The following is a 13,019-nucleotide window of genomic DNA, read 5'->3' as shown; positions in this document are numbered from 1 at the left end:
GTTTCCAGCAGTTGCTGAGTAATTCAACAACAATGTAATAGTCGATTTGGAGTTGTTATCATATAAGTACAGCTGAGCTGTTCTTGTGACATATCGAAAAATTGAATGCGGTCAAGAATTGGGGTTAACCAAACTTGACCGATTTTTTTTAGGAAGTCGGGAGTCGGGAGTCGGGATAATATCATGTTCGGTTGAGTAGATGTAGGGTGGGCAGTGCTTATCAAACCAATGGTCAGCTTTTCAATTGGTCTGATGCACTGCCCACCTGACGATTAATTTGATTAAAAAGGTAAACTCTTTATTGTCGGTGTGCAGTGCCGATCCAACCTATTACAAATTGATATTATCCGTTTTATCCACTGCCCACCCTAGGATTAATAGTATTACTAGTTTCTAGTTAATTTTCGGTTGGTGGGCAGTGCTGATAAAATCTATTAAACCCTAATATTATCCGTCTTAGGCACTGCCCACCCTACGATGAATTTATGATTAATTTATTCTCGACTCCCCACTCCCTAATCCCTACTCCCTACTCCTTCAAAGTCTGGCACAGTAACAGTATCGGGTAAATCAAGTCTTGAGGCTCCGATTGGGACTATTAAAAATATATGGCGACAAGCTCAAATAGAGGAGGACAAAATTTAATGCGCTATGCAGTTGTTATTGAAAAAGGAAAAAATAGCTACGGTGCTTATGTTCCCGATCTTCCTGGATGTGTTGCGGTGGCAGAAACATTAGAAGACGTTAAACAATTAATTACTGAGGCAGTGATGTTTCATTTGGAAGGATTGAAAGAAGATGGATTAAGTGCTCCTGAATCAGTGTCATTCTGTGAGTATATTGAGGTGGCTTAAGGCGGAGTAGATGTAGGGTGGGTAGTGCTTATCAAACCAATGGTCAGCTTTGAAATTGCTCTGATGCACTGCCCACCTGACTGACGATTAATCTTATTAAAAAGCTAAACTCTTTATTGTCCGTGGCCATTTCTGATATAATCTATTGCCACGCCCACAAATCGGCTGCGACTCATGTTTTCAGCAATTAGATGAACTGTGGTAATTCCCCAGGTCAGGAAAAATAGGGATTCATAGAGATTACTGATCGGGAAGTAGCCTGCCTCTAGCCATCTTGCTCCGAGTAGGGTAGCAGTGCAAAGGTTGGCGGTTGCCATCCCTGATGTTCCTAAGGGTGACAAATAAGGGATTTTAGGAAAAGCGGCTCCTACCCAGTAAATTAACATCGTCACAAACAGGACGAAAAAGGCAATATTATCTAATTTGTTCTGGAGTGTAACCAGATCCATACAGTGTTCTCTCTCAAGTTAATTTTGTATAAAGCTTATATTATTGCAGCATTACTACTATCCTATCGGTTAGATGTGCCCCTTTTGATAGAGTGCTAGTGCCTGATACCGAGTTGTATTCAAAAATAGTAGATTGGTTGGATAGGGAGATGGGGAGATAGGGAGATGGGGAGATAGGGAGATGGGGAAATTGGGGGAAGAGAAAGTTGTATGTTTGACCGCAACTTGGTATGAGTACCCACATTCCGCCCCCTCAAGTTTGAGACTTGCGGTTCCTTCCTACAAAAAAAGCGCCCTTCCTCACAGAAGAACGCTTTATTGCAAGAGGTGCGATCGCTCGCGCCTCTTTCCCGGGTCAAGATTAACCATTGATGATAGGAGCACTCACAGCAACTGGAGCCACCTCACTAGCAGCCAAATCGAGAGGGAAGTTGTGAGCATTACGCTCGTGCATCACTTCAAAGCCCAAGTTAGCCCGGTTAAGCACATCAGCCCAGGTGTTGATGACGTGACCTTGAGAATCGAGCACGGACTGGTTGAAGTTGAAGCCGTTCAGGTTGAAGGCCATAGTGCTAATACCTAAAGCGGTAAACCAGATGCCAACCACTGGCCAAGCACCCAAGAAGAAGTGCAAGGAACGGCTGTTGTTGAAGCTAGCATACTGGAAGATCAAACGGCCAAAGTAGCCATGAGCCGCAACGATGTTGTAGGTTTCTTCTTCTTGACCGAACTTGTAACCATAGTTCTGAGACTCGATTTCGGTAGTTTCACGAACCAGGGAAGAGGTCACTAGAGAACCGTGCATCGCACTAAACAAAGCACCACCAAATACACCAGCTACACCGAGCATATGGAAGGGGTGCATCAGGATATTGTGTTCTGCTTGGAATACGAACATGAAGTTGAAGGTACCACTGATTCCTAGAGGCATGCCATCAGAGAAACTGCCTTGACCAATGGGGTAGATCAGGAAAACAGAGGTAGCGGCAGCCACAGGGGCACTGTAAGCTACGCAAATCCAAGGACGCATACCCAGACGATAGCTCAGCTCCCACTGACGACAATTAAAGAGGCTCTTGTCCTAGCCCTGAGCGAAGCAGTTGATTTGAAAATTACCACCTGGGTAGCCGACACCAATGCTGATTTAGATGCAGCCCAGGCAAAACCTGGTCATCGTATGTGTACCCGCATTGATACCATTAACGGTGCCATCGACAATGAAGTGGGGGACCAGTTTATCGGCAATGGTCGCTATAGAGAACTGCGGCAATTTCACAATGATCAGGTGGCTCAAGGCAATCAAATTATTCAGAGCAACATCAAGAGTCTGCATAAGCTCTTTGAAGTTCTACTCACTCTAGGTTACCCAACTAGCACTACTGGGGTTATAGAGCCTGAATCCCCTAGGGTTGAAACCCATTTATTGCCAAGCACAGAACCAGTTACTGAAACCCGAGTAGCCATAGAGTCAGTAGAGTCAGTAGAGTCAGTAGAGTCAGTAGAGTCAGTAGAGTCAGTAGAGTCACACACAGAGCATCGTCTCGATACAGTTACTACAGCGGTTTTGGGGACTGGATTGGCAGCAGCAGCCGTTGCCTCTGCCTCGGAGTTAGTAGCAGAACCTCCCCCAGCCGAAGTAGAACCGACTCAGACAGCACCAGAGACACCCCCAACAATCTTTGGTGACCTTGAGTCAGTAACAGCTCCTACCCCAGGGAACCTTGATGATTCATTGGTTAATCCCTACACCGTAACTGAGCCGATCATCAAACCTGGATTGGTCGATGAAGTAGTCGATGAAGTAGTTTCTGAGGCTGGCTTGTTTCCAGAGATTACTGAGAGTAATGAATTGCCAGAAACTACTGACTTGGAACAGGAAGAAGCAATAGCAAACTTCCTAGAGGATAGGTGGTCAGAAACTGAGTCAGTTTTGGTACCTCCACCCCCCATTGAAGAGGAAACAGACATTTCTCCTGACTTTCTACCAGATACCGCACCAGAAGTGGAGTCAGTCTTGATAACTCCACCCCCGATTGAAGAGGAAACAGATGCTAGTATTGACTTGCTACCGGATACGGCACCAGAAGTGGAGTCAATCTTGGTACCTCCACCTCCGGTTCTAGAAGAAATCCAGGCTAGTCCTGACACTTTCCTAGAAACTGAGCCTGAACTACTAGAAGTACCCTCCGCAGAACTGGAATCCTCACTGATGCCATCGACAGATAGCACCCAGGCATTAGAAGCGGAAACTGAACAGGACGATTGGGATGACTCGATGTGGGAATTACTGGAGTCGCCTGATCACGAGCTAACTGACCAAGACGTTTCAGATGCAGAAATTGATCAACAATGGCAAGAATTCGTTGAAGAACAATCGGAATCTCAGTTCAAGCCATCCGATGCAGTGGATAATCAAAATTGGGAACTCCTGACATTAGAAGATTTGGAGTTAACGCCCTCATCACCAGAACCCACAACTGAAGCTTCAAACCAGGAATTAGAAGAGGAATGGGGTGATCTGTTTGAAGAAGATACACAACAGATTGATGCAGATCCTAACCTCTTCAGCCTAGAATCATTGGAGCTAGAAGAAAATGAGGATTGGGATGATTGGATGTTGGAACAACCGGAGCACTCATCACTAGAATTGACAACTCCTGAGATAGATTCATTGGATGTCTCTGAGGATAATGAGTGGGATGAACTAACGAAAAACGCGAATCCGTTCACTGCACCAAGCAATCTCAATGGATCAGCAACAGATTTAGAACTTGATGAAGACTGGGATGATTTCCCAACTGATGAACTGGAATCTTATCCATCTCTAGGAAATAGCTTGGAGCTATCGGCACCTTCGGAAAATCCAGATACTTCAGAACTGACAAATAAGCTAACTGATGACCATAACTTTAATCAGGATCAATCTCAAGAGTTAGATCCGTTTCTAGAAATCTCTGATATCACCGATCAATCACAGCAGGCATCTGAAGAACTCATGGAAGATTTGTTTGACTTTCCTGTGGCACAACAGAATGAATCTGAGCCGATCAAACTTGATGATGATAATTGGTCTAGCCTGGAAGAGTCACTATTTATCAAGAAACCACGTAAACAACAGGATTAATCTGGGCGTAATTAGCTTTTTCTGGTGCTAAAGGATAAGCAGTAAGCTTTGCCTGAGACTTCGCCCGTGGCATACACAGATTGCCCTAGGTCGATTTTGATTCCATAGAGGAGTCGAAATCGAGCATTCCTCCACCTATATTTAGGGTAGTTCATATATCATTACCATGGCCGTGACCAAGACCAGAAACCTTAAGCAACCAGCAACTACTGATGCAATATCACCTTTAAAACGAGGTGGGCTTGACCTTGGCGAATTTAATTCGCCACGGGTCGCACCTGATGTTACCTCTAAATTAGGTCAAACCCTTGATGAATTTTATGGCTCTTTGGGGGATGTCTTGATTGACATCACAGCCTTAGAAGTTAACACCATGGTAGTGGAGGAAATTAAGGGAGATAAATTTATCCCCTGGGAAACCTACCGGGATATTTACCCGATCTCAGCAGACTATCTAGAGCAACAGGGAATTCATCAGTCTTTACGCGATCGCTACCTTGAGTTACGTAAAACCTTGGAACTAGAGTACACCGTGCTTTTGAGTGATCCCAATTCACCCTTGTATGATCCCACTGTTCTAGAGCAGGCTAGAGGAGGCCAAGAAATCCTCACCGATCCCACAGTAGAACTGCACCAAATTAACACCCGACTACCAAACCCTACTAAAACCAGCAGTTCTGAGGAAATGCTTCAAGCGCAACAGATTCTTAAGAACAATCGTTTCTTGCGTTGTTTGCGTAAGCTCAGTGAACTGAAAGCAGCACTGGATAGTCGAAATCAGGCATTGCTAAAAACTAATTCACACCAACGGGCAAATGTCAAGTCAATCAATGATTTAATTTGCGCCCAAACTGTGATTCAACTAGATGGTGATGTGATCAACCGCTATGCTCAGGAAATTGTTAACCATCCTGATCGAGATTTGATTCTACACATCCACAAGCAAGGAGTCACTGCTAGTCAACAGCAGTGGAGAGGATTGCTAGAATTTATTTTGGGTTTGGTACAGGCGTCAGTTAGATCGGGTAATGGTCAAGGTTTACCTTGGCGTAATTGATGTATTCTAAGACCAAAGTAAAGATTACGGTTTGCTGATTCTAACCCTTAAAACTTACCACTACCGATTAATTGACATACTCCCGGCGCTGAATTAAAAATTACAGCGCGGGATTCTTAACTACAGTTAATTCTTGATTCAGCGACACCACTTACTGTTTCAAGTTGCCCATCTACAGCAGAGGTGGTAGTCTCCTCAAGCGTTCCCGGTTCCCCGGCAGTTTCCCTATGCCCTAGGGTACTGTTATACTCAACACCTAGAATGTTCATGCCTTTCTTTAAAATATTTAATGCCGCATTCGTATCTCGACAAATTTCTGTTTTACATCTTTGGCATTGATGGGTTCTAGTGCTAAGTGATTTCTTCACTCGATGACCACAATTTGAACAATCTTGGGACGTATAATTAGGAGAAACAGCTATCACTGTCTTATCCCAAACCTTGCCAAAATAGTCTAGCCATTGAGTGAATTGATACCACGAAGCATCAGAAATAGACTTAGCTAAATGATGGTTCTTGACCAGATTTTGTATCTTGAGGTCTTCATATACCACAACATCGTTAGATGTCACTACGCATCGAGCTAACTTAACAGCCCAATCTTTACGTTGGCGTTGAACCTTGCCTCCTAGCGTCGGCAGGCTAGCGCCAACAAATGTGCTTTACCTAATCTAATTCGGGCTTTGTGGTAGTTATTTGATTGGGGTTTCTTCCCCTTCACAAATTTTCTAGATAGCCGTCGTTGTAGTTTCTTGATTCGCTTTTCAGCTCGTCTTAAATACTTGGGATATATGGCGGCATTGTCGTTTTGGTCTTTATAGAAATACTTCAGACCTAAATCAATGCCTACTACATTCCCAGTATAGTTTCCCGGTTCAGACCGATTAGCATCAAAACAGAATTGTGCATAATAACCATCAGCTCGTCTCACCACTCTCACTCGATTAATCTTAAGTCTAAATAGATCTTCTCTGGTCTCATGATTACAGAATAGAGAAAACTTACCCGCTTTAAACCCATCGGTGAAATTAATCGTTAGACAATCTTCTGAAAGTTTCCATCCAGAGGTTTTATATTCAACCGTTCGCGCAGCGTCGGCAAAGCCGTTGCGAGAGTGTTTTTTGAACTGAGGATAGCCTTTCTTTTTGGCTCCTTCTCTACAACGGCGATAAAAGCTAGAGACAGAATTCCAAGCCCTCTCAGAGGCGGCCTGACGCGCCATCGAGTTTAACTTTTTGGCAAAAGGAAACGCACGAGCCAGTTCTTTACATAGCAGAGATAGACGAGCTTTGTTTACATTTGGCTCGTCCCGCCATAGTCTAACTGCTTTATTCCTGATGAACTGTGCAGTTTTTATGGCTTCATCCAAGGCTTGATATTGAACCTTAGACCCGTTTAACAACTTGGCTTCTCTAACTATCATGATTTAATTTTACCATAAACAAACGCAGATAACTAAAAGTTCTGCATTCTTTTTTTTATTGGTCGCAATTCATCCCAACACCAAACTAGCGTTATGGTGTGGGCCTTCTTGCTCCATTAAGGTAAAGCAACGCCATCCTAACCGCAACTCCACTAGTCACCTGTTGAGGAATTAAGCTAATATCGGGATCATCCATCAGCTCAGAACTAATTTCAACCCCTCGGTTAACTGGACCAGGATGGAGAATGTGAACGTTGGATTGGCAAAGTTGGAGGCGCTCCCGGGTAATCCCATAACGCTGATGATATTCTCTCAAACTAGGCAACAAATGATTCGTCATACGTTCTTTTTGCAGCCGCAAGGTCATGACAAAGTCAGCATCTTTTAGTGCTGGTTCAATCTCCCAGTGAACATAGAGCTTAGGATGGGTAATTGGTAACTGTTGCGTAGAGGTAAGGGAATGGCTGCCTTGACTTGTGATCGGTACCGTTGCTTCTACAATCACAGGGGTTTCGGTGTACTGCCGCTGTTGACCAAGGCTAGACTTAGCCCATAACTGTTGCTGTTGCTTTTGCCTAGGTTGTTGGAGACGAGTACTACTGTATTCAGCAAATAATTGCGGAAGTAGGGTAGGTGGTCCAGCGAGATGAACCTGTGCCCCTGTCGCAAGCAGACTCCAGATATTGGAACGGGCAACTCGTGAGTGCAAAATATCTCCAACAATGGTAATCTTTTTTCCAGCAAGCAGTTCGATGCGGGGATTATCCCAGTCTAAGCAAGAACAAATTGTAAACAAATCCAGCAATCCTTGAGAAGGATGTTCATGTTGACCATCACCAGCGTTAAGTACACTTACCTGGACACCGAGTCGATTCATCTCAGTAGCAATAATTTGAGGAACTCCCGCCTGCCGATGGCGAATCACCATCATATTAGTTCCCATTGCCAGGTAAGTCTTCGCTGTATCAAGAATCGTTTCGCCCTTGCTTAAGGAAGACGTTCCTGGTGCAAAGTTTAGGATATCAGCAGAAAGACGTTTAGCCGCTAGTTCAAAACTGCTACGAGTACGGGTTGATGGTTCAAAAAACAAATTCGCAACCACGTGACCCTGTAGTGCAGGTACCTTTTTGGTTCGTCGGGACAATACCTCCCGAAAGCTAGCGGCAGTTTGTAACACTGTATTGTATTCATCTGGCGTAAAATCAGCCAGGGCAAGAATATGGCGGCGAGTCCAGGTGGCATTTGCCATAGAAGTCGTCAAGCAATTCAATAACTTAGTTTTGCTGCTCCTAACAGCTTTGAGAATTTCTGACACCCAGGAAACCCTAGATATCGATTAAGGTTAGCAGGTCGAGCAGTATTACCTACTTGGTATTATTGAGCCCCAAAACCTCAGATAACCTCAGCGCAAACCTGTGTTAAGGAAAAAAGCTGGTTTAGTGTTCGGTCTAAGAAGGTTTTCAAGAAAAGGTGCGACCCAAGGCCAGGTTCCCCAGCCATTGGAAAACGCACCATTAGCAGTTAATTTAAATCAATTGATTTAATCGATTAAATCCGCAAGTTAAATGCCCAGCACCATAAAACTGCGGTCAACTAATCTCCTGTCCGGTTGAATACTTAATAATTCCTTGATAATTAATCACGCTTTTTTGCTCGGACAAAACCGATTTGTGAACAGGCCATGACAGATTGGTGGACGTTTTATCAATGACTGATCACTAACGACAAAAAACCACAGACTATTTTAAAAGTGATTAACCGGACTTGATATAACACATCTATTTAATTGAGGGGTATAACCCGTCATGCCAACTATTCAATAGTATGCTCTACTCAAGAATATGGGTCAAGAGGCACACATTTTTGTTGCTGTGCTTTAATCTTTTGCTGAACTTTAACTGGTACTCCCTTCACTGCTTTACCATAGAGGCGTTGAAATTCCCGCTCAAAATGGGCAGCAACCATAGGACTATGAATAACTAATACCGTCTCATCGTTCCTGGTATTTGCTGCTTTTGACCAGTTGTGAGAGCCCGTAATCACTGTCTTTCCATCAAGAATGGCAAATTTGTGATGTAAGACATCTCCTTCTGGCAACTGAGGCACACCGACAGTAGCAATCGGTTGACGCCAAGGACGGTTACCAGTCTCATATTTACACTTGTGAGCAACAGCTACTCCCATCATGTCCAAACCCTCACTGTAATAGCGAAAAGCAAAACTTGGCTCAATTAGCGCTTTGACCTTAACACCCTGTTGATGGGATTTTTCTAAAACATTAGTTAGCCGTTGCTCGGAAAAGACAAATAAAGCGATGTTAATGGTTTCCCTAGCCTGAGGAAGGATTTGAGCGATCAGACCATTGCTACTCTGATGCCAAGGTTTGGTAGTGGAGGTTGGGGAGAATTGTATCGCGATAGTTGTATCCCCCACAGTCGTATCCCCCACAGTTGTATCCCCCACAGTTGTATCCCCCAGTCTCACCTGCTCTACTGGTCGCCATGGCTTCTTGAGACCAAACTTACTGTCTGGTTTACCGCCAGCACCATCCCCCCACATCACGTTAAATTCTTGGGTGAATTGGTTAGCTAACTCTACACTGTCAATCTTGAGTAGATTGTTGGGATTGCCACGACTGTCTCGAAACTGAAAGTCACCATGTAGATCACTAAGAGTGAAGTTGGCTGAGGTAATAATAGAAACTTTCTTATCAATAACTATAAACTTATGATGCATTAAGCCACTGCCTCGAGAACCATCCGCTGTGTCATCAATCATAGGTACACCACCATTTCCTAAGATGATTAAAGCGTCTCCTTCTGAAATTTCCGTTGCACTCAGCTGACCATCTCCGTCACGGTCGATCAATTTTAGAGACTCATTGTAGCGTGAGCGTTCTCTTTGGGGCAGTTTTGCTACTGAGCCAGCGGTTAGTTTACTGACCGGAAGGCTGTAGTTATTGTCTAAAATGACTCTGACTTTGACACCAGCTTGCTTACGTTCTACTAAAGCTTGGGCAATTCTGGGCATACGCAACTCCTGAACCGCCACATCTACTGTTGACTTTGCGGATGCGATCGCATCCACAATCACTTGCTCCAAGTTATCTCCCTCCCGAGTTACTCCCCGGTAAGGATCGGTGTATTGGGCTGACCTACTATGATTAAAGTAAGCCTGAACCCAAGGGTCTTGGGGCAGAGGGGGTTCAACAGACACCTGTGGCTGAGCTTGTTGACAGCCACACAACATCAATAGTATCAGCAAAGGATAATACAAATTCCAGTAAATACACGCTGGTTGGGAACTCAAGGCATCAAAAAACCCGATTGGATAGCTGATTTCCCCATGCTAACAGCACAATCTTCAAATAGATGCAGTTGTTGAATTAACATAAAATACCAGGGGATATCAGTTGCCATCTTGTTCAACTACCCCCCCCTAATTGCCTTTTTCTTATGGAATGCCTTACACCGAAGCCTAATTAGCGGGTTAGGGAGTTTAACCCGAACTACTGTCTTATGCCAAGACGAAAGAAAACATTCCCGTGTGGCCACAAGGGGTATGGTAAAACATGCCACCGATGTGATCAAAAAAACCGAGCACGGGAAGAGAAAAAACAGCAAAAACGGCAGTGGGAGTCTAGTTTTCAAGATGATCCCATTGACTTAAAAAACCTTCCTACCCATGTGGTGGTCAAAGCCCGTGGGATAATCGCTGGTTTGGAAAATCACCAGGATTACAGAGAATTTGGTGGCAAGCGGCTGCGCCACAACCGCTGGATCATCAGTATTCCTGTAACGCGCAACTACCGAATGATTTGTCACGACCAGGGTAGCTTATTAGTTCCTCACGCGGTTTTGTCCCACGAGGACTATAATGTTGGTAAACCAGGTGGTTAGTTATTAGTCACTACTTATTCGTTTTCAGTTATTAGTCACTAATTATTAGTCTTCAGTTATTATTCATCAGTTGGAGAGAGACCTGGAAAGGTTATATGCTGAAGGTAGAGATAGCTGGTTGCCTGAAAACCCATGCAAATTTATCTGGACTATAGCGCCAACACACCACCACGCCCAGAAGTCATTACAACTATTCAAGATATCCTTACCCAGCAGTGGGGTAATCCCTCTAGCTTACACCAGTGGGGTCAGCGAGCGGCTATTGTACTGGAACAAGCTAGAATACAGGTGGCTAGGTTAATCAATGCACCAGCGGAATCGATTATATTTACCTCTGGCGGTACCGAGGCGGATAATTTGGTAGTGATGGGGGTTGCCCAAGGCTACAAAAAACCCCAGCATATGATTATTTCTAGTGTAGAGCATTCTGCGATCGCTCAACCAGTAGCCTGGTTGGAACAGTGGGGTTGGCAAGTGACTAGGCTACCAGTGGATTCACTGGGACGGGTCAATCCCAGTGATTTAAAAGCTGCCCTACAGGCAAATACAGTTTTAGTCTCCGTCATCTACGGTCAAAGTGAAGTAGGTACGCTCCAACCTATTGATGAACTCGGACAAATTGCTCGTCAACAGGGTGTCCTGTTTCATACCGATGCAGTTCAAGTAGCCGGACGGCTACCTATCGATGTTCAACAACTACCGGTGGATTTGCTGTCGATTTCCAGTCACAAAATTTATGGTCCGATGGGAGCAGGGGCACTGTATATCCGCCCTGGTGTGGAGTTAGTTACCCTGATCTCCGGTGGTGGACAAGAATCCCGATTGAGGTCTGGAACCCAGGCGGTGCCAGTAATTGCTGGGTTTGGCATGGCAGCAGAACTAGCAGCAGCGCAAATGCTAACAGAGACACCTCGGTTAATTCGATTACGCGATCGCATGTTTGACCAACTCGCTGATACTCCCAATCTCATTCCCACTGGTTCTCGAGACTATCGCTTACCCCATCACGTTAGTTTCTGTGTGACTTCCCCTGGTGAGGGTGTCACTGGAAAAACTCTAGTGCGCCAGTTTAATCAGGCTGGTATTGGGATTAGTGCAGGTTCCGCTTGCCACAGTGGTAAACTGAGTCCGAGTCCGATCTTGTTAGCAATGGGTTACAGTGATACAGCTGCTTTGGCTGGAATTCGGTTGACACTGGGGCGAGATACCACAGAATCTGATGTAGATTGGACGGTGATGGTACTCAAGCAAATTTTAGAACGACTGATGCCACAACCAACATTATCCACGGTCTAAGTTAAAGTCTAACTTTGCTCAAAAAAGGCTCAATTGCTCCTATGGGTAGGGTTGATTGGGTGGGATTAGTGTGGCGAGACATTTATATTTGAAGCCATTAATATTAAAGTCTTTGATAAAGACACATACGGACAGACTCATGAGTGAACTTCCTTTGAGCTTAGAAGATGCGATCGCTCAAGCTAAACAAGCGACCAAAGCCGCCCTAGATGACGGTCAAACCAGGGTACAAGTGGAGTTGGTCTTTCCAGAAATTGCCCTACAAGCCCAGTCAATCGCCCAAGCATTTATTCCGATATTTGAGCAGTATGGCTCCGGACTGAAAATCTTCTTTCCTGATACCGGTGCTTCAGCCCTTGCCCATCGTGACTGGGGAGAGGTACCGTTTAAAATTACTGATGTTGGCACCAGTCGCTCCCCAGAAGAAACTAGAATTGATGATGATGACCAGGTTTTCTTGCTAGTGGGTCCATCTGCTGTGGAAGTAGCCCAAGTGGAAAAGATTTGCAATTTGGCTGGAGATCGCCCTTGTGTGATCCTAAATCCTCAGCTCGAAGATGTCTCGATTGTAGGGATTGGCTATGCCGCACGTCAGTTACGCGATCGCTTCCTGAAAACCCTGGAGTCTTGTTATTATCTGCGACCCTTTCCAGGAGGGGCTCTATGGCGTTGTTACCCTTCTGTGTGGCAAGTATGGCTAGAAATCGATGATGAGTATCAGTTGGTGACTGAAGAACCCAGCAAACCGACAGCAGAGGCTATTGAGCAAATTATACTTAAGGCAAGTCTAGTTAACACAACTAGCCCAGAAGATTCTCAAAGTATACCATCTGCCCAAAAAAAACAGTCGTTATTCTCAGGTATCCAGAAATTCTTAAATGCTCTGAGTCGTTGAACTTACAGTTGAACTGAGATCA

8 protein-coding genes and 3 pseudogenes are annotated in these 13,019 nt (G+C 44.6%); 6 read left to right on the top strand and 5 right to left on the bottom strand.

Annotated features, from left to right (window positions below):
• Window positions 1-644 precede the first annotated feature (644 nt).
• Window positions 645-854: a type II toxin-antitoxin system HicB family antitoxin gene (locus F6K53_RS15965; protein WP_075897976.1), complete on the top strand. Its 210-nt coding sequence runs from the start codon at window positions 645-647 to the stop codon at window positions 852-854.
• Between the two features lie 149 nt (window positions 855-1,003).
• On the opposite strand, the pseudogene F6K53_RS15960 reads toward F6K53_RS15965, so the two are convergent.
• Window positions 1,004-1,303: pseudogene (locus F6K53_RS15960) on the bottom strand (c-type cytochrome biogenesis protein CcsB); the annotation flags it as partial.
• A 361-nt stretch (window positions 1,304-1,664) separates the two neighbouring features.
• Window positions 1,665-2,363 (bottom strand): annotated as a pseudogene (locus F6K53_RS15955) (photosystem II q(b) protein); the annotation flags it as partial.
• A 45-nt stretch (window positions 2,364-2,408) separates the two neighbouring features.
• Between F6K53_RS15955 and F6K53_RS15950 the strand changes: the two are divergent.
• Together F6K53_RS15950 and F6K53_RS15945 are read left to right on the top strand one after the other, a co-directional pair.
• Window positions 2,409-4,427, top strand: a complete 2,019-nt coding sequence (locus F6K53_RS15950) for a hypothetical protein (protein WP_293081319.1) — start codon at window positions 2,409-2,411, stop codon at window positions 4,425-4,427.
• Between the two features lie 166 nt (window positions 4,428-4,593).
• The gene (locus tag F6K53_RS15945) at window positions 4,594-5,484 is read left to right on the top strand and encodes a hypothetical protein (RefSeq protein ID WP_293063996.1); all 891 of its coding nucleotides are present in this window, start codon (window positions 4,594-4,596) and stop codon (window positions 5,482-5,484) included.
• 116 nt (window positions 5,485-5,600) lie between these two features.
• Here F6K53_RS15945 and F6K53_RS15940 read toward each other — a convergent pair.
• From F6K53_RS15940 to F6K53_RS15930, 3 genes and pseudogenes are all read right to left on the bottom strand, one after another.
• A pseudogene (locus tag F6K53_RS15940) lies at window positions 5,601-6,907 on the bottom strand (transposase).
• Window positions 6,908-6,998: 91 nt separating this feature from the next.
• Window positions 6,999-8,156 (bottom strand): aspartate carbamoyltransferase catalytic subunit, encoded by a 1,158-nt coding sequence (locus F6K53_RS15935; protein ID WP_293081317.1) that lies wholly within the window; start codon window positions 8,154-8,156, stop codon window positions 6,999-7,001.
• Between the two features lie 584 nt (window positions 8,157-8,740).
• Entirely contained in the window at window positions 8,741-10,156 is a 1,416-nt protein-coding gene (locus tag F6K53_RS15930; RefSeq protein WP_293064147.1) for a phospholipase D-like domain-containing protein, read from the bottom strand.
• Window positions 10,157-10,425: 269 nt separating this feature from the next.
• Between F6K53_RS15930 and F6K53_RS15925 the strand changes: the two genes are divergently transcribed.
• The 3 genes from F6K53_RS15925 (at window position 10,426) to F6K53_RS15915 (ending at window position 12,997) form a co-directional block, all read left to right on the top strand.
• Window positions 10,426-10,806 (top strand): hypothetical protein, encoded by a 381-nt coding sequence (locus F6K53_RS15925; protein ID WP_293023259.1) that lies wholly within the window; start codon window positions 10,426-10,428, stop codon window positions 10,804-10,806.
• A gap of 132 nt (window positions 10,807-10,938) precedes the next feature.
• A complete protein-coding gene (locus F6K53_RS15920) occupies window positions 10,939-12,102 on the top strand; it encodes a cysteine desulfurase family protein (protein ID WP_293043547.1) in 1,164 nt (387 codons plus the stop codon).
• A 139-nt stretch (window positions 12,103-12,241) separates the two neighbouring features.
• On the top strand, window positions 12,242-12,997 hold the full coding sequence (locus F6K53_RS15915) for a DUF1995 family protein (RefSeq protein WP_293064005.1): 756 nt from the start codon (window positions 12,242-12,244) through the stop codon (window positions 12,995-12,997).
• Window positions 12,998-13,019 lie beyond the last annotated feature (22 nt).

Source organism: Moorena sp. SIO4A1 (genome assembly GCF_010672065.1).
Lineage (GTDB): Bacteria > Cyanobacteriota > Cyanobacteriia > Cyanobacteriales > Coleofasciculaceae > Moorena.
Note: the sequence above shows the minus strand (reverse complement) of the source record. Positions and strands in the feature narration are given on the sequence as shown.

What these genes read in the sequence shown, in the direction of transcription:
- F6K53_RS15965 (WP_075897976.1), top strand. Translation starts at nt 645, where the DNA reads ATGCGCTATGCAGTTGTTATTGAAAAAGGAAAAAATAGCTACGGTGCT.
- F6K53_RS15945 (WP_293063996.1), top strand. Translation starts at nt 4,594, where the DNA reads ATGGCCGTGACCAAGACCAGAAACCTTAAGCAACCAGCAACTACTGAT.
- F6K53_RS15935 (WP_293081317.1), bottom strand. Translation starts at nt 8,156, where the DNA reads ATGGCAAATGCCACCTGGACTCGCCGCCATATTCTTGCCCTGGCTGAT.
- F6K53_RS15930 (WP_293064147.1), bottom strand. Translation starts at nt 10,156, where the DNA reads ATGTTGTGTGGCTGTCAACAAGCTCAGCCACAGGTGTCTGTTGAACCC.
- F6K53_RS15925 (WP_293023259.1), top strand. Translation starts at nt 10,426, where the DNA reads ATGCCAAGACGAAAGAAAACATTCCCGTGTGGCCACAAGGGGTATGGT.
- F6K53_RS15920 (WP_293043547.1), top strand. Translation starts at nt 10,939, where the DNA reads ATGCAAATTTATCTGGACTATAGCGCCAACACACCACCACGCCCAGAA.
- F6K53_RS15915 (WP_293064005.1), top strand. Translation starts at nt 12,242, where the DNA reads ATGAGTGAACTTCCTTTGAGCTTAGAAGATGCGATCGCTCAAGCTAAA.